Source organism: Actinoplanes sp. L3-i22, assembly GCF_019704555.1.
Lineage (GTDB): Bacteria > Actinomycetota > Actinomycetes > Mycobacteriales > Micromonosporaceae > Actinoplanes.
In genome coordinates, this window is the sequence record NZ_AP024745.1 from 10,969,869 (window position 1) to 10,990,872 (window position 21,004).

A 21,004-nucleotide genomic window follows, 5' to 3' on the forward strand; every position below is an offset into this window, starting at 1 on the left:
ACGATGCTAACGATGCGGGCAACCCCGCATGCCCTCGCGAGCCAGGGCGGCCGCGTCGTCGTCGAGGTAGAACGCCGGCCGCAGGTCCAGCTCCTCGTAGTAGCGGTGGAAGACCGGGGTGATGCCGCCGGACATCGGCGGGACGATCCAGGTCCAGTCGGCCGGGACCGGGCGGCCGGCCTTCGTCTCGTTGTCGATGTGCTTGAGGAAGCGCCGTGACTCGGTGTGGTGGTCGCTCATCTTGACCCCGGCCGCCTCGAAGCTGTGCAGGACGGCGAGGTTCAGCTCGAGCAGCGCCCGGTCCCGCCAGAGCGACGACTCCCGGGTGGTGTCCAGGCCGAGCCGGCCGGCGAGCACCGGCAGCAGGTCGTAGCGGTCCGCGTCGGCGAGGTTGCGGGCGCCGATCTCGGTGCCCAGGTACCAGCCGTTGAACGGGGCGAGCGGGTAGTGCACGCCGCCGATGGTGAGCCGCATGTTGGCGATCGCCGGGACGGCGTGCCAGCGCAGCCCCAGCTCGGGGAACCAGGCGTACTCGGGGTGGGTGATCGGGACCTCGCGGATCGCACGCTCGGGCAGCTCGTAGAGCCGGATCCCGTCGGCCGGGGTCTCGATCACCAGGGGCAGCACGTCGAACGCCTCACCCTTGCCCTGCCAGCCGAAGGCGCGGACCGCGGTGGTGAACTCGCGCAGCCGTGGGTCGCCGACCGGCACGCCGTCCTCGGCGCGGTAGCCGGCGTACCGGATCAGTTGTTCGTTCCAGACCCGGGCGTACGGCCGGCCCGGCTGAGCCGCCGGGAAGACGCTGATCACCGCCCGCAGCTGGCCCTCGCCGGCGGTCTGCAGGTGCTGTACGAGCAGCGAGTAGATCTCGTCGGCGGTCCGGGCCCGGCGCCGGTCGAGCACGAGCAGGCTGCGCCAGTAGAGGCGGCCGATGCAGCGGCTCGCGTTGCGCCAGGCCATCCGGGCGCCGTGGGTCAGCTCGTCGGTGGTGTGCACATAGGTGCCGGTGGCGGCGATCTGCGCGCGGACGATGGCGAGTCGTGGCTCGACCGGCCCGAGCCGGGGATTTTCCGTGTAGCAGCGGCGGAGAAAGTCCTCCGCCTCGGCCGGGTCGGCGGGCGCGTCCGGATCCCAGGGCTCGGTCGGTTGGTCCCGGTAGCCGGGCACGAACATCGAGCGCCTCCGGTGAATCGAGGGATGGGGACACCGGAGGTTCGCACGACCCCGTACGGGTCGAACCAGACAGCTTGTGCGACAAAAGCCGCGAGCCCCACCCGATCGGGTGGGGCTCGCGGCTTTTATGCGTTTATTCGCCAGGAGTCGACTTGGCGATCTGCATCAGGAACTCGATGTTGGTCCGGGTCTGCTTGAGCCGGTCCATCAACAGGTCCAGGGCAGCGCCGGACTCCAGCGAGCTGAGCACCTTGCGGAGCTTGTGGATGATCGCCAGCTCCTCCTTGCCCAGCAGGATCTCTTCCTTACGGGTGCTGGAGGCGGAGACGTCCACGGCCGGGAAGACCCGCTTGTCGGCGATCTTCCGGTCCAGCTTGAGCTCGGCGTTACCGGTGCCCTTGAACTCCTCGAAGATCACCGTGTCCATCATCGACCCGGTCTCCACCAGCGCGGTGGCGAGAATGGTGAGCGAGCCACCGTTCTCGATGTTGCGCGCCGCGCCGAGGAAGCGCTTCGGCGGGTAGAGCGCGGTCGAGTCGATACCACCCGACATGATCCGGCCGGAGGCCGGCGCGGCCAGGTTGTACGACCGGCCCAGCCGGGTCACCGAGTCGAGCAGCACGACCACGTCGTGGCCCAGCTCGACCAGCCGCTTGGCCCGCTCGATGGCGAGCTCGGCGACCGTGGTGTGGTCCTGCGGCGGACGGTCGAACGTGGCCGCGATGACCTCGCCCTTCACCGTGCGCTGCATGTCGGTGACCTCTTCGGGCCGCTCGTCCACCAGCACCACCATCAGGTGGCACTCGGGGTTGTTGCGGGTGATCGCGTTGGCCAGGGCCTGCAGCACCATGGTCTTACCCGCCTTGGGCGGGGAGACGATCAGGGCGCGCTGGCCCTTACCGATCGGCATGACCAGGTCGATGATGCGGGTGGTGAGGATGTGCGGCTCGGTCTCCAGCCGCAGACGCTCCTGCGGGTAGAGCGGCGTGAGCTTGTAGAACTCGGGACGCCGGCGGGCCTCGTCGGGCTCCATCCCGTTGATGGTGTCCAGGCGGACCAGCGGGTTGTACTTGTCCCGCCGCTGCCCGTCACCGTCGCGCGGGGCGGAGCGGACCGCACCGGTGACCGCGTCACCGCGACGCAGGCCGTACTTCTTGACCTGCGACATCGACACGTAGACGTCGTTCGGGCCGGAGAGGTAACCGGTGGTCCGGACGAACGCGTAGTTGTCGAGCACGTCGAGGATGCCGGCCACCGGGACGAGCACCTCGTCCTCGGCGACGTGCGGCTCGCGGCCGCCGGTGTCCCGACGGCTGTCGTCGCGCTGCGGGGCGTCCTCGCGGTCCCGGCCACGGCGACGGTCCCGGAAGCGGCTGCGCCGGCTCCGGCGACCGCCTTCGCCGTCCGCGTCGTCGTCGTCGTGACCCTGATCGGTCCGGGGGCCGCGGTCGGCGCCGGTCCGGTCGTTGTCGCGCGGACCGCGGTCGTTGCGGTCGTTGTCCCGCGGACCACGGTCGTTGCGCTCGGGGCGCTCACCGCGCTCCGGACGCTCGCCACGGTCGACCCGCTCCGGGCGCTCGCCGTCGCGCGGAGTGCGCTCCGGACGCTCGGCGCGCTCAGCACGCTCCGGACGCTCGGTGCGCTCCGGACGCTCGCCCCGCTCACCGTCGCGCGGGGTGCGCTGCCGGTCGCGGTTGCGGTCGCCGCGCTCCGGGCGCTCGACGCGCTCGGTCGTGGTGGCGGTGGTCTCGGCCGGTGCGGCCGGGGTCTCGAGCACGACGGGGGCGGCCTCGGTCTGCACCGGGGCGGTCTCGCGGGGTGTCGTCTCGCGAGCGGCCCGCTCGCGGCTGCGCCGGGACGGGCGCTCCGCGGCCGGGGCGGCCTCGGTGGCCGGCGGGGTGGCCGGAGTGCTCTCGGCCGGGGCTGCTGCGGTCTGCGGCACCTCAGCCGGAGCCGGCTGGGCGGGCGCCGCCTGAACCGGCGCGGCCTGAACCGGGGCGACTGCCTCGGTCCGCGGGCGCGGAGCCGGCTCGGTGGCGGCGGAGCCACCGCTCTGACGCTCGGTGATCGCGGTGATCAGCTCGCCCTTGCGCATCCGGGCGGTGCCGGAGATGCCCAGGGAGGCAGCGAGGCTCTGCAACTCGGGCAGCAGCATCGCGGACAGCCCGGTGCCGCCTCGGCGGCGCTTCGTGGCGGTCGCGGTGGTGCCGGCGCCGTCAGCGACGTCAGAAACACCCGACGTCACGTCGGTGGTGTCGCTCAATGGATTCCTTCCGTCGGAAAAACCCGAGTCCACCCGGAACTGCAGCCTGGGCCGGGTGCCCTCGGAACCCGCTTCGCAGCAGCGGCGCGGGGTTTTCATCAGCACGGCAGCTCGACGGTTTCCCTGCCCGTCATACCTTGCCGGGTAGGTCTCGGCGAGTGCAGCGATCTATGGACTGCTGCGCGGCGTAAGCCTTGGTGAGAAGTGAGACGAGCCATGACGGCCCAGAAATCTCGGGGGTGCGCCGAACCGCAGAGATCGCTTGCTTCGCGGCTGTGCTAGGTCTAGAGCGTAATCAACTCTTGCGACCTGCGGCAACAGGACCCCGCTCGGCGTGTTCCACCATACCCCCTTTCACAACAGCACCGGCGCCGTCCACGCCCAGCACTTCGCCGTGCCAGTGCGCGCCCGGGTGGAAATCGGCCGGGACCTCGGTCAATGCCAGTACGGTCGGGCCCGCGCCACTGACCACGGCGGCGACCCCGACCGACCGCAGGGCGGCCACCAGCGACGTGGTGCCGGGCATGCCCTCGGCCCGGTAACCCTGGTGCAGCCGGTCCTCGGTGGCCGGGAACAGCAGCCCCGGATCGCTGGTCAGAGCGTGCGTGAGCAGCGCGGATCGACCGGCGTTGAACGCCGCGTCGCGGTGCGGCACCGTTGCCGGCAGCGCGGCGCGGGCGGTCGCGGTGTAACCCCGCTCGGACGGGACGAAGACCGTCGGGCGCACGCCGGCGGCCGGGTCCAGCCGCACCGCACGCGCGCCGGCGCCCTCGGTCCAGGCCACCGTGAACCCGCCGAGCAGACACGGCGCCACGTTGTCCGGATGGCCCTCGATCTTCGCGGCGATGCGCAGCGCGGCCTCGTCGTCGATCAGCTCGAGGCCGCCCCGGATCAGGCCCCGGGCCAGTTGCACGCCGCCGACGATGGCCGCCGAGGAGCTGCCCAGGCCGCGGGCCTGCGGGATCCGGTTGACGCAGCGCACGGCGAGCCCGGGCGGGCGCTCGCCGAGCGTGTCGAACGTCGTCAGCATGGCCTGGACGACCAGGTGACCGTCGTCGGTGGGCAGCTCGCCCGCGCCCTGCCCGCTGATCTCGACGGTGAATCCGGCCGCGGTGACCGAGGCGGTCAGGTCGTCGTAGAGGGTCAGCGCGAGGCCCAGCGCGTCGAAGCCCGGACCCAGGTTCGCGCTGGTCGCCGGGGTGCTGACGGTTACCGGATCGGTGGCGAAGGTCAGGCCCATCGCCACATGCTAGGGCTTGATCATCTCAGCGTGATTGCCACGCCCGGAGAATCCCGCCATCCGGCGCGTGGCCAGCCACCAGCCGGCCGCGTAGACCACCGTGATCAGGCCGCAGCCGGCCAGCACCACCGACTGGTCGACGTGGTCGACGACCGCGCTCGCGCCCAGCTGGCTGAGCGCGATCGAGAGCGTCGCCAGCATCATGTCGGTGGCGAACACCCGGCCGCGCAACTGGTCGGGCACCTCGGCCTGCAGGGCGTAGTTGGAGAGCACCCAGTTGGTGCCGCCGGCGAAGTGCGCCACGAAGACCAGCAGCAGCACCAGCGGGAACCACGGGGCGAAGGCGACGCCCAGGTAGCCGAGGCCGTACAGGCTCATCGACAGGGCCAGGCCGGTGAACAGCCAGGCCGGCCGGGCCAGCACCGGCCGCATCACGAACGGGCCGACCAGCGCGCCCAGCCCGCGGACCGCGAAGAGCAGGCCGGCGCCCAGCCCGCCGACCCCGTGCGCGACGGCGATCAGCGGGAACACGGTCAGCACGCCGTTGCCGAGGCCGACCGCGGACTTGACGGTGACCAGCGCGGTGATCCGGGGCCGGTGCAGGATGTAGCGCAACGCCTCGGCCAGCGCCCGGCCCGGCCGCGGGCGGTCGCCGCCGGCGACGCGCTCCGCCTGCAGCGGACCCCGGACCAGGACGGTGATCAGGCTGGCGGCCAGGAGTCCGGCCGCGGTCACCGAGAAGCTGACGTACGGCCCGAACGCGCTGCTCACCACGCCACCCAGGGACGCCCCGAGCACGGTCATGGTGCCCCACGCCGAGCCGGCGATCGCGTTCGCGGCGGGCAGGTCGGCCGGGGCCACCACGTTCGGCAGCGCGGCCGAGCTGGCCGGCTGGTAGAACGCCTTGGCCACGGCCATCGCCCCGATCGCGACCAGGGCGAGCGGCGCGGTCGCCGCCGACCGGACCGCGAAGAGCAGCAGCACCGCCACGAACGAGGCCAGGTTCGCGAAGATCAGGATCTTCCGGCGGTCCAGGCGGTCGGCGACGGTTCCGGTGTACGGCAGCAGCAGCGCGTTGATCCCGGTGTCCACGGCCAGCACCAGGCCGCCCCAGAAACCGTGCCCGGTGAGCTCCGGGAGCAGCACCAGCAGCGGCACCATGACGAACCAGTCGGCCCCGAAGACCACCAGCTCAGCGGCGAACAGACGGCGGAAGTCGCGATTACGGGTAAGGACCGAGAGCGTTGCTGGCACGTACCGGAATCTAGTCGTACCGAAGAAAAGGCCGATGCCCGGCCGGAACGGCCGGGCATCGCAATTCCTTATTTCTTACTTATTTTTTCGGTACGGGCTCAGCCCTGCTCCTGCGGCTTGTTCGGCCCCTTCGGCATCTTGAGCACCTCGAACTGATCGGTGTACCCGCGCAGCGCGCCGTTGGGCTGCTCCGCGGACGGCGGCGCGGCGTCGTCGGGCACGGTGACCGGTTCCTCGGCGGCCGGGGTGGCCGGCGCCTCGGGGGTCGCCGGGGCCGCCTCGGCCGCCGGCAGGCCGGCCTTGCGGGCCCGGCGTGCCGCCCGCTTGGTCCGGCGCTTCTCCTTGCCGGTCTCCACCATCGTGTAGAGGGTCGGGACCAGCACCAGGGTCAGCAGCGTCGAGCTGACCAGGCCACCGATGACCACGATGGCCAGCGGCTGCGAGATGAACCCGCCCTCGCCGGTGAGGCCGAGCGCCATCGGGATGAGCGCGAAGATCGTCGCGATGGCGGTCATCAGGATCGGCCGCAGCCGGTGCCGGCCGCCCTCGATCACCGCCTCCCGCACGCCCATGCCGTCGGCGCGGTAGTGGTTGATCAGGTCCATCAGCACGATCGCGTTCGTGACCACGATGCCGACCAGCATCAACACACCGATCAACGCCGGTACGCCGAGCGGGGTGCCGGTCGCCAGCAGCAGGCCGATCGCGCCGGTCGCCGCGAACGGGATGGAGACCAGCAGGATGATCGGCTGCCCGATGCTGCGGAACGTCGCCACCATGATGATGAAGACGATCGCGATCGCCGCCAGCACGGCGAGGCCGAGCTGCTTGAACGCGTCCGCCTGGTCGGCGCTGACGCCACCGACCGTGTAGGAGGCGCCGGGCGGCATGGTCAGCGCGTCCAGCTTGCTGGTCAGGTCCTTGTTGACCTGGCTGAGGTTGGAGCCGGTCACCGAGCCGGTCACCGTCGCGGTGCGGTTGCCGTCCGTCCGGGTCACCTGCTCCGGGCCGTTGACCTCGTTGACCTCGGCCACCGTGCTCAGCGGCACGACGCCCTTGGGGGTGGTCAGCGGCAGCGCCTTGAGGGCGGCCGTGTCGGCCGGGGCGGACCCGAACGAGATGACCACGTCCTGGCTGGCGCCGTCGATGCTGATCGTGCCGGCCGGGGCGGAGCGGAACATGCCGGCCACGGTCTGGCCGATCTGCGCCTCGGTGAGGCCGGCCGCCGCGGCGGCCTTGCGGTTCACCACCACGTCCAGACGCGGGACGCTGGCGGCCAGCGTGGTGTCCACGTCGGCGACCCCGGTGATCCCGGCCATCGCGGCGCGGACCTGGTCGGTCGCGCTGGTCAGCACGTCGTTGTCGGCCGCGGTCACCTCGACGGACAGCTGGCTGCTGCCCAGGCCGGAGCTCTCCTGGCCGATCTTGATCTCACCGGCGTCGGTCAGCTTGCCGAACTCGTCGCGCAGCTGGTCGGAGACCTTCGCCGCGTCGGCGTTCTCGTCCAGCGCCACGTTGAACGTCGCGGTGCCGGCGCCGCCGCCCCCGGCGAACGGGTTCGCCGAGTTGCCGCCGACGGTGACCTGGTACGTCGTCACGTCGTCCCGGTCGGCGATGATTGCCTCGACCTTCTTGGCCGCCTCGTCGGTGGCCGCCAGGCTGGTGCCGACCGGCAGCTCCTGGGTGACCGTGATGCTGTCCTGGCCGGACTCGTCCAGGAAGTTCGTCTCCAGGCGGGTGGAGAGCGCGAACGTGCCGATCAGCACCGCGATGCCGATCAGCACCGTGGTCCAGCGGCGGGTGGTGGCGAAGTTGATGACCGGCAGGTAGCCGCGCTGCAGCGGGCTGCGCAGCTCCTTCTCCTCGGCGGCCCGGCGGATCGCCTCGGCCTCGGCGGCGTCACCCTTCGGCGGGCGCAGGAACCAGTACGCCAGCACCGGGACCACGGTCAGCGCCACGAACAGCGACGCCAGCAGGGCCACCGTCACGGTGATCGCGAAGGACGAGAAGATCTGCCCGATCAGGCCGCCGACCAGGGCGATCGGGGCGAAGACGGCGACCGTGGTGAGCGTGGAGGCGGTGACCGCGCCGGACACCTCGCGCACGGCCGAGAGGATGGCGTGCACCTTCTCCTCGCCGTACTCAAGATGTCGTTTGATGTTTTCCAGAACGACGATCGAGTCGTCCACCACCCGGCCGACCGCGATCGTCAACGCGCCGAGGGTGAGCAGGTTGAGCGTGTAGTCGCCGACCCAGAGCGCGATCAGCGCGACCAGCACCGACAGCGGGATGGAGACCGCGGTGACCAGCGTCGAGCGGACGCTGAGCAGGAAGATCAGGATCACGATGACGGCCATCGCGAGGCCGAGCAGGCCCTCGGTGGTCAGGCTCTTGATCGAGCGCTCCACGAACGGCGCCTGGTCGGTGATCACGGTGAGCTTGGCGCCGGAGTCCTTCTCCAGGTCGGCGAGCATGTCGCGGACCTGGTGCGAGATCTCCACCGGGTTGCCGTCCGGCCGCGCGGTGACCGCGATGCCGAGACTGTCCGCGCCGTCGGTGCGGGTGTAGGACTCCGCGGCCGGCAGCTTGCTCTCCACCGCGGCGACGTCGCCGAGCCGCACCGGCCCGCGCGCGCCGGTCAGGAAGACGTCCTGGAGCTGCTCGACCGTGGTGATCGGGGTGCCGACCTGGACGGTCAGCGACTTGCTGCCGTCGGTGACCGCGCCGGCCGGGATGGAGACGCCGTTGGCCTGCAGCACCGTGGTCAGCGAGGCCGGAGCGACCCCGGCCGCGCCCATCTTCGCCAGATCCGGCGTGATCACGACCTGCTTGGCGCGTGCGCCGGTGACCTGGGTGTCGCGCACCCCGGTGATCCCGTTCAGCTCCGGCACGACGGTCTCGTTCAGCTTGTTGAGCAGGTCGCTCTCGTCGCTGCCGCCCGACGCGGCCAGCACGATCGCCGGGATGTCGTCGGTGCCGCCGGCGAAGACCTGCGGGTCGACGTTGTCCGGCAGCTGCGACTGGATCCGGTTGAGCGAGGTGGTGACCTGGTTGACGGCGGACTGGATGTCCGTGCCGTACTCGAACAGCACCACGACGCTCGTCACGTTCTCCCGCGACGTCGAGGTGACCGTGTCGATGCCGTCAATGCCCTTGACAGCGTCCTCGATCGGCTTGGTGACCTGCTCCTCGACCGTCTCCGGCGAGGCGCCGGGCAGCACCGCGCTGACGAACGCGGCGGGCAACTCGATCGACGGGAAGAGCTGCTGTTTCAAGGACGGGATCGCAAAGAGGCCGAAGCCACTGATCACGATGGCGATCAGGGCTACCAGACCTCGGTTGGCAAGGCTTAGCCGTGTCAGAGCTGACATGGGCGCTCCCCCGAGATAATTTCGTCCGACACTGATAGTTTGCCTGACGCGAACAAATGGTTTTCGATGGGGTCCCGCTGGTACCGTCCGTCATCAGATGGACTCACAACGGCCATCGGCGGGTCACAAGAGGAGTGGGCGCTGAGCGAGAAAGAGCAGCTCATCGCAGAGATCATGGGCGCGCAGATCCGGATGCAACACCTGTTTGCCGACGACCGGTCGGACCCGCTGTTCTCGTCCCATCTGACGATGTCCCAGTTGAAAATACTCTTGTTGCTCGCCCGCCACGGCACGATGGCCGGTGGCGAGCTGGCCCGGTCGGTGGGCGTCGGCGCCGCCGCGCTGAGCGGCATGATCGATCGACTCGTGGTGCAGGACCTGGTCACCCGCACCGAGGATCTGCACGACCGGCGGGTCCGCCGGATCGGGCTCACCAAAGCGGGCAGGGAACTCATCGACGGCATCGTCACGGCCGGGATGGCGAAACACCGCGAGCTCCTCAGCCGTCTCACAGCTGAAGAGCTCGCGGTGGTGTCTCAGGCGACCGACATCCTGCTCCGGGAGGCCGGCGCGGCGCGGCGGGAATCAGGCGAGGTCTAGCGCCTTCGCCGCGATCAGGGCGTCGTTCGCGATCACGGTCGGCGACGGGGCGGTCGAGATGGCCCACTCCGGGTCCTTCAGGCCGTGCCCGGTCACCGTGCAGACCACCCGCGACCCGGCCGGGATCTTCCCGGCCGCCGCCTGCTGGAGCAGGCCGGCCACGCTCGCCGCGCTGCCCAGCTCGACGAAGACGCCGACCTCCCGGGCCAGCAGGCGGTACGCGTTGAGGATGTCCCGGTCGGTCACCGCGGCGATCAGGCCGCCCGACGAGTCCCGCGCGTCGAGCGCCTTGGTCCAGCTGGCCGGGTTGCCGATGCGGATCGCGGTGGCGATCGTGGAGGGCTGCTCGACCACCTTGCCGTTGACGATCGGGGCGGCGCCGGAGGCCTGGAAGCCGTACATCTTCGGCAGGCGCGTGCTGTTGCCGGCCGCCTGGTCCTCCTGATAACCCATCCAGTACGCCGAGATGTTGCCGGCGTTCCCGACCGGGAGGCAGTGGATGTCGGGCGCGTCACCGAGCGCCTCGACGATCTCGAAGGCGGCCGTCTTCTGCCCGTGCAGGCGGAAGATGTTCACCGAGTTGACCAGGGCGACCGGGAAGTCCTGGGAGAGCTTCGAGGCCAGCGCGAGGCAGTCGTCGAAGTTGCCCTCGACCTGGAGCAGCTTCGCCCCGTGCACCAGCGCCTGGGACAGCTTGCCGAGCGCGATCTTGCCCTGCGGCACCAGCACCGCGCAGCCGATCCCGGCGCGGGCGGCGTAGGCCGCGGCCGACGCCGAGGTGTTGCCGGTGGACGCGCAGATGATCGTCTTCGCGCCCTCCTCGACCGCCTTGGAGACGGCCATGGTCATCCCCCGGTCCTTGAACGAACCGGTCGGATTGGCGCCCTCCACCTTCAGGAAGACGTCCGCGCCGACGCGCTGGGACAGCACCGGCGCCGGCACCAGCGGCGTGTTGCCCTCGTGCAACGTGACCACCGGGGTGGCCTCGGTCACCGGGAGCCGGTCCCGGTACGCCTCGATCAAACCCCGCCACATGGCCGGCACTCCTTCGCTCAAGCTGGGCATTCGCGCACAGCGTGCCCCACGCATCCGATCTTTGGGACCGGATGTCCATTATTCAGGACGGTGACTCACGGCCTCGACGTTGTTGCCGTCCGGATCCCGTACGAAAGCGCCGTAGTAGTTCTCGTGGTACTCCGGGTGCAGTTTCGGCTCGTGCAGCACCTCGGCCCCGGCCTTCGTCGCGGCCTCGAAGAACGCGTCGACCGCGGCCCGATCGGCCGCCGAGAACGCGATGTGCGACTCGCGGAAGCCGTCGCCCTCACTCAGCCCGCTGATCCAGAAGTCGGCGTGCTCGCCGACCCCGAACCCGATCGCGACCTGGAAATCCGCCAGCCGCCGGCCGCCCAGCGGGGCCAGCACGGCGTCGTAGAACGCGGCGCTGGCCGCCAGGTCGGTGCATTGGAACCCCACGTGGTCGAGCACTAGCCGGCCCCTCCCTCGACGCGCAGCACACTCGCGATCGAGCGGACGATGTCCAGCCGCGCCAGTGCGTCGACGGTAGCCGCCAGCGCGGCGTCCGGGGCGCTGTGGGTCACGATGACCAGTTTGGCGTCATCCGCCCGGCCGGACTGCCGGACCGTCGCGATCGACACCTCGTGCTGGGCGAAGACCCCGGCCACGGTCGCCAGGACGCCCGGCCGCTCGGCCACGTCGAGGCTGATGTGGTACCGCGTCATCGACTCGCCGATCGGGCGGACGGTCAGCTCGGCGTAGTTGCTCTCGCTCGGCGCCCGGGTCCCGGTCAGCTTGTTGCGGGCCGCCGCGACGATGTCGCCGAGCACCGCGCTGGCCGTCGGGCGGCCACCGGCGCCCCGGCCGTAGAACATCAGCGGGCCGGCCGCCTCGGTCTCCACGAACACCGCGTTGAACGCGTCGCCCACCCCGGCCAGCGGATGGCTCAGCGGGATCATCGCCGGGTGCACCCGGACGCTGACCGAATCCGCCGTGCGCTGAGCGATGCACAGCAGCTTGATCGTGCAGCCCATCTCCTTGGCGCTGGCCATGTCGCCGGCGGTCACCCCGGTCATGCCCTCGCGGAACACGTCGGCCGCGGTGACCCGGGTGTGGAACGCCAGCGAGGCCAGGATCGCGGCCTTGGCGGCGGCGTCGAAGCCCTCCACGTCGGCGGTCGGGTCGGCCTCCGCGTACCCCAGCTCGGTGGCCTCCTCGAGCGCCTCGTTGAAGCCGGCGCCGGTGGAGGCCATCGAGGAGAGGATGAAGTTGGTGGTGCCGTTCACGATGCCGGTCACCGCGGTGACCCGGTCCCCGTGCAGCGACTCGCGCAGCGGGCGCAGCAGCGGGATCGCGCCCGCCACCGAGGCCTCGTAGTAGAGATCGGCGCCGCCCTCGGCGGCCGCGTCGTGCAGGGTGCCGCCGTCCTCGGCGAGCAGCGCCTTGTTCGCGGTGACCACGCTCTTGCCCGCGCGCAGCGCCTCGACCAGCCAGGACCGGGCCGGCTCGATGCCGCCGACCACCTCGATCACCACGTCCACGTCGTCGCGCTTGATCAGGCCCAGCGCGTCCGAGGTGAACAGGGCCGGGTCGATCGGCAGGTCGCCCCGCTCACGGCCGAGCCGGCGCACGGCGATGCCGGCCAGCTCCAGCGGGGCACCGATCCGGGCGGTCAGATCGTCGGCCTGCTCGTGCAACAGCCGGACCACTTCGGTACCGACGGTGCCGCAGCCGAGCAGGGCGAGGCGGACCGGTCTCGTTGGGCTCATCCAACATCCAATGCAAGCAGGTCGCCCTCGGTCTCGCGCCGCACGATGACGCGGGAGGCGCCGTCGCGCACCGCCACCACGGGCGGCCGAGGAACGTGGTTGTAGTTGCTGGCCATGCTCCGGCAGTAGGCACCGGTACCCGGAACGGCAACAAGATCTCCGGACTGCACGTCGGCGGGCAGGAATTCATCCTTCACGACGATGTCCCCGGACTCACAATGTTTTCCCACAACGCGGGCGAGCATCGGCTCCGCAGCCGAGATCCGGTTCGCCAGCGTGGCCGAGTACGACGCGTCGTAGAGGGCGGTCCGGATGTTGTCGCTCATCCCGCCGTCCACACTCACGTACGTCCGGATGCCGTCGACGTCCTTGACCGTGCCGACCTCGTACAGCGTGAAGACGGACGGCCCGACGATGGCCCGGCCCGGCTCGATCGACAGGCGGGGCACCCGGAGCGAGGCCGACTCGCACTCCGACTCGACGATCTTGTTGATCCGCTTGGCCAGGTCGCCGGGGGTCGAGGGATCGTCCTGCGTGGTGTACGCGATCCCGAACCCGCCGCCCAGGTCGAGCTCCGGCAGCTCCACCCCGCGCGCGTCCCGGACCTGCGCCTGCAGCTCCAGGATCCGCCGGGCGGCCACCTCGAACCCGCTGGTGTCGAAGATCTGCGAGCCGATGTGCGAGTGCAGCCCGCGCAGGTCGAGCACGCCCTCGTCGAGGATCCGCGCGCAGGCCGCGAACGCCGCCCCGCCGGCCAGCGAGAAGCCGAACTTCTGGTCCTCGTGCGCGGTCGCGATGAACTCGTGGGTGTGCGCCTCGACGCCGACCGTGACCCGGACCAGCACGCCCGGGCGCTTGTCCAGCTCTTGCGACAGTGCGGTCAGGCGCTCGATCTCGTCGAACGAGTCCACGATGATCCGGCCGACGCCGGCCTCCAGCGCGCGGCGCAGCTCGGACGCCGACTTGTTGTTGCCGTGGAAGCCCATCCGCTCCGGCGGGAACCCGGCGGCCAGCGCCACCGCCAGCTCACCGCCGGTGCACACGTCGAGGAAGAGCCCCTCCTCCTCGACGATCCGGACGACCGCCTTGCACAGGAACGACTTGCCGGCGTAGTAGACGTCGGCGTCGCCGAACGCGGCCGCGAAGTCCCGGCAGCGGGCCCGCAGGTCCTCCTCGTCGAGGAAGTACGCCGGGGTGCCGTAGTCGGCGGCCAGGTCCGTGACGCTCACGCCGCCGATCTGCAACGGCCCGGACTCGGTGCGGGTCACGGTGCGCGGCCAGAGCCCGGTCAGAAGGGCGTTCACATCCTCCGGCGTACGCAACCAGGCCGGACCGCGGTTGCCGAGGTCGCCGTGCAGCGCCCCGGCCTCGTGTGCGCGCATGCCTACATCTTCTCCGGAGCCGAGACGCCGAGCAGCGCCAAACCGTTCGCGATCACCGTACGGGTGGCCTCGGCCAGCCACAGCCGGGCCACGTTCACGTCGGTGGCCGGGTCCTCGCCCTTCGGCAGCACCTGGCAGGCGTCGTAGAACCGGTGCCAGTCGGTGGCCACCCGCTCCTCCAGGTAGACCGCGATCCGGTGCGGCTCGCGCAGCTCGGCCGCGCTGGCCACCACGGCCGGGAACTGGCCGAGCGTCTTGAGCAGGTTGTTCTCCCGCTCGTGGGCGAGCAGCGACGGGTCGTACGAGTCACCGCGGCTGATCTTCTTCTCCACCGCGTTGCGCAGGATCGAGGAGATCCGGGCGTGCGCGTACTGCACGTAGAAGACCGGGTTGTCGCTGGAGTGCTTGGTGATCTCCTCGATGTCCAGGGTCAGCATCGAGTCGGTCGAGGAGCGGGCCAGCGAGTACCGCGCGGCGTCCGCGCCGACCGCCTCGAGCAGCTCGTCCAGCGTGATGATGTTGCCGGCCCGCTTGGACAGCCGCACCGGCTGGCCGGCCCGGACCAGGTTCACCAGCTGGCCGATCAGGATCTCGATGTTCTTCGACGGGTCGTCGCCGGCACACGCCGCGATCGCCTTGAGCCGGCCGATGTAGCCGTGGTGATCCGCGCCGAGCAGGTAGATGCACCGGTCGAAGCCGCGCTCGCGCTTGTTGATGTAGTACGCCGCGTCGGCCGCGAAGTAGGTCTTCTCGCCGTTCGACCGGATCAGCACCCGGTCCTTGTCGTCGCCGAAGTCCGTGGTGCGCAGCCAGATCGCCCCGCCGTCCTCGAAGATGTGCCCCTGCTTGCGCAGCTCCTCGATGGCGTGCTCGACCGCGCCACCGTCGTGCAGGTCCTTCTCCGAGAACCAGACGTCGAAGTGCACGCCGAAGCGCTCCAGGCTCGCCCGGATCTCGGTCAGCATCAGGGCGTAGCCCCGGGACCAGAAGACCGGCAGCGCGGTCTCGGCCGGCTGACCGGCCAGCTCCGGCTCCTCGCTGAGGATCCGCTGGGCGATCTCGGCGATGTAGTCGCCGCCGTAGCCGTCCTCCGGGGCGGGCTCCCCGTTCGCCGCCGCGAACAGCGACCGCGAGAACCGGTCCACCTGGGCGCCCGCGTCGTTGATGTAGTACTCACTGGTCACCTCGGCGCCGGCGGCGGCGAGCACCCGGCGCAGCGAGTCACCGACCGCGGCCCACCGGGTGTGCCCCAGGTGGATCGGCCCGGTCGGGTTCGCCGAGACGAACTCCAGGTTGATCCGCTCGCCGGCGAGCTGCTCGTTCCGGCCGTACGCCGGGCCGGCCTCGACCACCGTGCCGGCGATCGTCCCGGTCACGGCGGCGTCCAGCCGGATGTTCAGGAAGCCCGGGCCGGCGATCTCCACCGACGTGATCCCGTCCCGCTGGGCCAGTTCCGCGGCGAGGGCCGCGGCCAGCTCACGCGGTGGCACCCCGGCCTTCTTGCCCAGCTGCAGAGCGAGCGTCGAGGCGTAGTCGCCGTGCTCGGGATTGCGGGGCCGCTCCACCACGGTCGTCGCGGGCAGCGCCGCCAGGTCGAGGCCGCGCGTCTCGAATACGGCACGAGCAGCTGAGAGAACGGTGTCAGCAAGGTTGGCGGGAGTCACTGGGCCATGCTATCGGGGGTAGACTTCTGCGTTCGGCGGCCACCCGAGCCCCGCCCTTCCCCTTTTTGAAGAATCGACGAGGCGCGATGAGTATGAGCACGCCGGGTCCCGAACGGGTCCCGTCCACCGTGAAGGTCGGCAAGACCACCGGTCAGGGTAAGCCTCCGGCCAACAAACCGGGCGCGAATCGGCCCGGCGGCAAAGGCCAGGGCGGCGGCAAGGGCCGTAAGCCGGTCACCCCGGTGAAGGTGAGCGGCAGCCGCAACTGGGGCCCGATCGCCGTGGCCGGTGCGGTCGTGCTGATCGCCGCCGGCATCATCGGGTACGGCGTGTACGCCTCCGTCCAGGGCTCCCGCGACTGGACCGACAAGCTCGCCGACATCCAGGGCGTCGTCAACTACCGCGCGCAGAAGAACGCGACGCTCGACGACCGGACCCACAAGGACGGCGCGCTCACCTACGTGACCAGCCCGCCGGTCGGCGGCGCGCACAACCCGACCTGGCAGAACTGCATGGGCGACGTCTACACCGAGCCGATCGCCAACGAGCACGCGGTGCACAGCCTCGAGCACGGCGCGGTCTGGGTGACGTACAAGCAGGGCCTCGCCGCCGACCAGGTCGCCGTGCTGCAGAAGAAGGTCGAGGGCAAGGACTACATGTTCATGTCCCCGTACACCGGCCTCGACAAGAACGTCTCCGTCCAGGTCTGGGGCTACCAGTACAAGACCGACGACGTGAACGACGCGAAGATCGACTCCTTCATCTCCGCGGCCCGTCTCAAGGCGTCCATGGAGCCCGGCGCGGCCTGCTCCAGCGGCAACACCACCACCGGCCCGGTCACCGCGGCCACCAGCAACGGCGCCAGCATGGACACGCCCACCACCAGCGGTAGCTGATGATCTCGGACCGCACCTCCCCGGCCGCCCACCCGGCGGCCGGGGAGGGCCCCACCCGGCGTCACTTCGGATACGCCGCGGTCGCCGTGCTGCTCGTCGGCATCGTCCTCGGCGCCGCGATCGGTCTGGTCATCCCCCGCTTCCAGACCCCCGGCACCGACTCGGTCGAGGCCGGCTTCCTGCGCGACATGTCCACCCACCACGCCCAGGCCGTCGAGATGGCGATGCTCGCCCACGCCGGCTCGGACACCCCGGGCATCGTCACCCTGGCCGCCGACATCGCCACCACCCAGCAGGCCCAGATCGGCTACATGCAGGCCTGGCTCCGCGACTGGGACCTCGACCCGACCGGCGACCAGCCGGCCATGGCCTGGATGCCCGACGCCGCCGGCTCGGTCGTCAACGGCCTGATGCCCGGCATGGCCACCCCCGAGCAGCTCGCCACGCTCCGCAAAGCCACCGGCAAAGAGCTCGACGTGCAGTTCCTCACCCTGATGCGGGCTCACCACCTCGGCGGCATCCACATGGCGCAGGAGGCGGAGAAGCTGTCCGACAACAAGGACGTGGACTGGCTGGCCGACAGCATGGTCACCGCCCAGCAGGGCGAGATCCAGCTGATCGACGACCTGCTCAAGCAGGCCCAGGCGGGCTGACCGGTACCGGTTGGCGGTGGTTCCGGACAGCCTGCTAGGCTTTCGAATCACTGGGCCCCCGTAGCTCAGGGGATAGAGCGTCGCCCTCCGGAGGCGAAAGCGCAGGTTCGAATCCTGCCGGGGGCACGATTAGGCAGGCGTCGTTTGTCCGCGGAAAGCGCGGACGCGGCGCCATCGTGCTTTCTAGCCTGGGGCCCGAGCCCCAGACCCCACGCCGGGGATACCCCGGAACCCCATCAGGCCTCGCTTCGCTCGTCCGGGCCGCTCGTGGAGACGTTGCTTCGCTCGTCCGGGCCGCTTTTGGATCGGGCCTCGCTTCGCTCGTCCGGGTCGCTTGTGGAGACGTTGCTTTGCTTGTCCGGGCCGCTTGTGGTTTTGGGATTTGGGGCCATTTGGGTACGGGGTGGGGCTGGCTTGCGTGGCGTTGCCTGGGCGGCGCTCGCGCCGGGGCTTCGGGCGGGTGGAGTTTGCCGGGGCGCCTTGGGGGTGCCCCCGGCGGTTACTTCGCGGCGGGGACGGCCTTGAAGGTGTCGGGGACTGACAAGGACGTCCAGTGGGAGACCGGCCAGTAGATGGCGAAGGCTCGGCCGGCCACCCGGGAGATCGGGACGGTGCCGAGGTCGGCGTCCATGTGGGCCCGGGAGTCCGCGGAGTCGGAGCGGTGGTCGCCCATCACGAAGAGGCGGCCGGCCGGGACGGTCACGTCGAACTTCTCGTCCGAGGGGGCGTCGCCCGGGTAGAGGTAGTGCTCGTCCAGGGCCTGGCCGTTGACCGTCAGGCGGTTCTGCGGGTCGCAGCAGATCACGTGGTCGCCGGGGGTGCCGATGATCCGCTTGATGTACTCCTGCTCGCCCGGGCCGGCGCCCCACGCGGACGGGGGCTGGAAGACGATCACCTCGCCGCGGTGCGGGTCGCGGAACCGGTAGAGGAGCTTGTTGACCAGCACCTTGTCATTCAGGAGAAGGGTGTTCTCCATCGAGCCGGACGGGATGTAGAAGGTCTGGAGCAGGTACGCCCGGACCCCGGCGGCGACGACCACCCCCACCACGATGAGCACCAGGAGCTCGAAGCCCTTGGAGCGGTAAAAGGGACGTTCGCTGATCTTGTCCTCGGACACGGGCGGAGCGTACATCAATCGTCACAGCCCGGCAGGAAACAACCGGGCTGTGACGACTGATCAGGCCAGCCGGACCTCGGCGGTCAGCGGGCCGTCGGCCGCCGCGGTGGTCACCTCGCGGATCACGCCGGCGGCCAGGACATCCCGGCTGACCAGCTGGAACGAGGCGGCCGGGCCGCCCAGGGAGAGGTGCGCCACCTCGCTGCGCATCGACTGCTTGGCCTCCGACTTCGCCTTGCGGACCAGGCCCAGCACGGTGCCGGCGAGGGTGAGCAGGCCGGTCGGCAGGTCCGGGTCGAGGGCGGGGGTGAACTCGGCCGGGGACGGCCACGGCGCGCGGTGCACCGAGCCGTCCTGCCACCAGGACCAGGCCTCCTCGGTGACGAACGGGACCATCGGCGCGAACAGCCGCAGCAGCGTGCCCAGGGCGATCGCCAGCGCGGCGTGCGCGGACCGGGTCGCGGGCTCGGCCGGGTCCCCGTACGCCCGCTCCTTGACCAGCTCCAGGTAGTCGTCGCAGAACGTCCAGAAGAACTGTTCGGTGCGCTCCAGAGCGCGGGCGTAGTCGTACCCCTCGAAGTGTCCGGTGGCGTCAGCGACCACCGCGGCCAGATCGCTGAGCATGGCCCGGTCGAGGGCTTCGGTGACGTCCGCGGCGGCAAGATCAGAGGCAACCCCGAATCGGAGTACGAACTTGGTCGCGTTGAGGATCTTGATGGCGAGCCGGCGGCCGACCTTCATCTGACCGGTGTCGAACGCGGTGTCGGTGCCCGGCCGGCCGCTGACCGCCCAGTACCGGACCGCGTCCGAGCCGTACTCCTCCAGCAACGCCATCGGGGTGACGGTGTTGCCCTTGGACTTCGACATCTTCTTCCGGTCCGGGTCGAGGATCCAGCCGGACAGCAGCGCGGTGGTGAACGGCAGGCTGCCGAACTCCTGGTGCGCGCGGAGCACCGTGGCGAACAGCCAGGTCCGGATGATCTCGTGGGCCTGCGGGCGCAGGTCCATCGGGAAGACCCGCTGGAACAGGTCGTCGTCGGTGCCCCAGCGGCCGGCGATCTCCGGGGTCAGCGACGAGGTGGCCCAGGTGTCCATGACGTCCGGGTCGGCGGTGAAGCCGCCCGGCTGATCGCGCTGGTCCTCGGTGTAGCCGGGCGCGGTGTCGCTGCTCGGGTCGACCGGCAGCGCGGTGGCCGCGATCGGGGACGAGTAGTCCGGCTCGCCGGCCGCGTCCAGCGGGTACCAGATCGGGAACGGGACGCCGAAGAAGCGCTGCCGGCTGATCACCCAGTCGCCGGCCAGGCCGTCCACCCAGTTCTCGTAGCGGGTCCGCATGAACGCCGGGGACCAGGTCATCTCCCGGCCGCGCTCGATCAGGGCGGCGCGCAGCGCGGCGTCCCGGCCGCCGTTGCGGATGTACCACTGCCGGGTCGTCACGATTTCCAGCGGCTTGTCGCCTCGTTCATAAAACTTCACTTGCTGTACGGTCGGCCGCGGCTCGCCGTCCAGCGCGCCGGCCTCGCGGAGCAGCGAGACCATCGCCTCTTTCGCCGAGAAGGCGGTTTTCCCGGACAGGGGCGCATAGGTCGCCGGGTCGATCCCCGAAGGCGGAGTGGCCAGCAGTCGCCCGTCACGGCCCATCACGGGTCGGGTCGGCAGATCCAGCTCTCGCCACCAGATCACGTCGGTCAGATCGCCGAACGTGCAGATCATCGCGATCCCGGAGCCTTTGTCCGGCTGAGCCAGCGGGTGCGCCCTGATCGGCACCTCGACCCCGAAAACCGGCGTACTGGCATTTTTCCCGAAAAGGTGCTGGTACCGCTCGTCATCCGGGTGTGCGACGAGCGCCACGCAAGCCGGAAGCAGCTCGGGCCGGGTCGTCTCGATGTGCACGACGCCGCCGCCGGGAAGCCCGAACGCGAGCCGGTAGTAGGCACCCTGCCGCTCCCGGTCCTCCAACTCGGCCTGGGCCACCGCGGTGCGGAACGTGACGTCCCACAGCGTCGGGGCATCCGCCAGATACGCCTCGCCGCGGGCAAGGTTGCGCAGGAACGCCCGCTGCGAGACCGACCGGCTGTTGTCGTCGATCGTGCTGTACTGCAGCGACCAGTCGACGGAGAGCCCGACCTGGCGCCACACGTCCTCGAACGCCTGCTCGTCGATCGCGGTCAGCCGCTGGCACAGCTCGACGAAGTTCCGCCGGGAGATCGGCAACGGCCGGCTCGGCGGGGTCTCCGGCGGCGTGAAGTCCGGGTCGTACGGCAGCGACGGGTCGCACTGCACCCCGTAGTAGTTCTGCACCCGGCGCTCGGTCGGCAGCCCGTTGTCGTCCCACCCCATCGGGTAGAACACCGCGCGGCCGGTCATCCGCCGGTAGCGGGCGATCGCGTCGGCGTGGGTGAACGAGAACACGTGCCCGACGTGCAGTGACCCGCTGACCGTCGGCGGCGGGGTGTCGATCGAGAAGACCCGGGACCGGGGCGCCGTGCGGTCGAAGGTGTACGTGCCGTTCTCGGCCCATACCGCGCGCCATTTCCGCTCGAGGCCGTCGAGGGTGATCTTTTCTGGCACGGATCTCATCTCGGTCACCGGAAAACCCTACGCAACA

At 70.6% G+C, this 21,004-nt stretch carries 15 protein-coding genes and 1 tRNA gene; 4 read left to right on the forward strand and 12 right to left on the reverse strand.

Annotation, left to right across the window (positions count from 1 at the left end; translation table 11 throughout):
- Positions 1-6 precede the first annotated feature (6 nt).
- The 5 genes from L3i22_RS48535 to L3i22_RS48555 form a co-directional block, all read right to left on the reverse strand.
- Positions 7-1,173, reverse strand: coding sequence for a nitric oxide synthase oxygenase (locus L3i22_RS48535; RefSeq protein ID WP_221324150.1), 1,167 nt, complete (start codon positions 1,171-1,173; stop codon positions 7-9).
- A gap of 133 nt (positions 1,174-1,306) precedes the next feature.
- Positions 1,307-3,436, reverse strand: coding sequence for a transcription termination factor Rho (rho, locus tag L3i22_RS48540; protein ID WP_221324151.1), 2,130 nt, complete (start codon positions 3,434-3,436; stop codon positions 1,307-1,309).
- A gap of 295 nt (positions 3,437-3,731) precedes the next feature.
- Positions 3,732-4,676: a homoserine kinase gene (gene thrB / locus L3i22_RS48545; protein WP_221324152.1), complete on the reverse strand. Its 945-nt coding sequence runs from the start codon at positions 4,674-4,676 to the stop codon at positions 3,732-3,734.
- A gap of 9 nt (positions 4,677-4,685) precedes the next feature.
- On the reverse strand, positions 4,686-5,930 hold the full coding sequence (locus L3i22_RS48550; RefSeq protein ID WP_221324153.1) for an MFS transporter: 1,245 nt from the start codon (positions 5,928-5,930) through the stop codon (positions 4,686-4,688).
- Between the two features lie 98 nt (positions 5,931-6,028).
- On the reverse strand, positions 6,029-9,301 hold the full coding sequence (locus L3i22_RS48555) for an efflux RND transporter permease subunit (RefSeq protein WP_221324154.1): 3,273 nt from the start codon (positions 9,299-9,301) through the stop codon (positions 6,029-6,031).
- A gap of 39 nt (positions 9,302-9,340) precedes the next feature.
- Here L3i22_RS48555 and L3i22_RS48560 point away from each other — a divergent pair, with 39 nt between their 5' ends.
- The gene (locus L3i22_RS48560; protein ID WP_255657705.1) at positions 9,341-9,901 is read left to right on the forward strand and encodes a MarR family transcriptional regulator; all 561 of its coding nucleotides are present in this window, start codon (positions 9,341-9,343) and stop codon (positions 9,899-9,901) included.
- On the opposite strand, the gene thrC is transcribed toward L3i22_RS48560, so the two are convergent.
- From thrC to argS, 5 genes are all read right to left on the reverse strand, one after another.
- Positions 9,887-10,936 (reverse strand): threonine synthase, encoded by a 1,050-nt coding sequence (thrC, locus tag L3i22_RS48565; protein WP_221324155.1) that lies wholly within the window; start codon positions 10,934-10,936, stop codon positions 9,887-9,889. The two genes, L3i22_RS48560 and thrC, sit on opposite strands and share 15 nt — an antisense overlap.
- Positions 10,937-11,014: 78 nt before the next feature.
- Positions 11,015-11,386 carry a VOC family protein gene (locus L3i22_RS48570; protein WP_221324156.1) on the reverse strand — a complete coding sequence of 124 codons (372 nt, stop codon included), beginning with the start codon at positions 11,384-11,386 and terminating at the stop codon, positions 11,015-11,017.
- On the reverse strand, positions 11,386-12,684 hold the full coding sequence (locus L3i22_RS48575) for a homoserine dehydrogenase (RefSeq protein ID WP_221324157.1): 1,299 nt from the start codon (positions 12,682-12,684) through the stop codon (positions 11,386-11,388). The genes L3i22_RS48570 and L3i22_RS48575 overlap by 1 nt, the downstream gene beginning before the upstream one ends.
- Positions 12,681-14,066: a diaminopimelate decarboxylase gene (gene lysA, locus L3i22_RS48580; RefSeq protein WP_221324158.1), complete on the reverse strand. Its 1,386-nt coding sequence runs from the start codon at positions 14,064-14,066 to the stop codon at positions 12,681-12,683. The genes L3i22_RS48575 and lysA overlap by 4 nt, the downstream gene beginning before the upstream one ends.
- Before the next feature lie 2 nt (positions 14,067-14,068).
- Positions 14,069-15,730, reverse strand: a complete 1,662-nt coding sequence (gene argS / locus L3i22_RS48585; RefSeq protein ID WP_221324159.1) for an arginine--tRNA ligase — start codon at positions 15,728-15,730, stop codon at positions 14,069-14,071.
- Positions 15,731-15,816: 86 nt separating this feature from the next.
- Between argS and L3i22_RS48590 the strand changes: the two genes are divergently transcribed.
- The 3 genes from L3i22_RS48590 to L3i22_RS48600 all read left to right on the forward strand — a co-directional run bounded on the left by L3i22_RS48590 (position 15,817) and on the right by L3i22_RS48600 (position 17,405).
- Entirely contained in the window at positions 15,817-16,626 is an 810-nt protein-coding gene (locus L3i22_RS48590; RefSeq protein ID WP_221324160.1) for a DUF3105 domain-containing protein, read from the forward strand.
- On the forward strand, positions 16,626-17,279 hold the full coding sequence (locus tag L3i22_RS48595) for a DUF305 domain-containing protein (RefSeq protein ID WP_221324161.1): 654 nt from the start codon (positions 16,626-16,628) through the stop codon (positions 17,277-17,279). Before L3i22_RS48590 ends, L3i22_RS48595 begins: the two co-directional genes overlap by 1 nt.
- A gap of 54 nt (positions 17,280-17,333) precedes the next feature.
- Positions 17,334-17,405: transfer RNA gene (locus L3i22_RS48600), tRNA-Arg, on the forward strand.
- A gap of 373 nt (positions 17,406-17,778) precedes the next feature.
- On the opposite strand, the gene lepB is transcribed toward L3i22_RS48600, so the two are convergent.
- Both lepB and valS read right to left on the reverse strand, forming a co-directional pair.
- The gene (gene lepB, locus L3i22_RS48605) at positions 17,779-18,411 is read right to left on the reverse strand and encodes a signal peptidase I (RefSeq protein WP_221324162.1); all 633 of its coding nucleotides are present in this window, start codon (positions 18,409-18,411) and stop codon (positions 17,779-17,781) included.
- A gap of 45 nt (positions 18,412-18,456) precedes the next feature.
- Complete coding sequence (gene valS, locus L3i22_RS48610) at positions 18,457-20,976, reverse strand: valine--tRNA ligase (protein WP_255658790.1); 2,520 nt, start codon at positions 20,974-20,976, stop codon at positions 18,457-18,459.
- Positions 20,977-21,004: the final 28 nt, after the last annotated feature.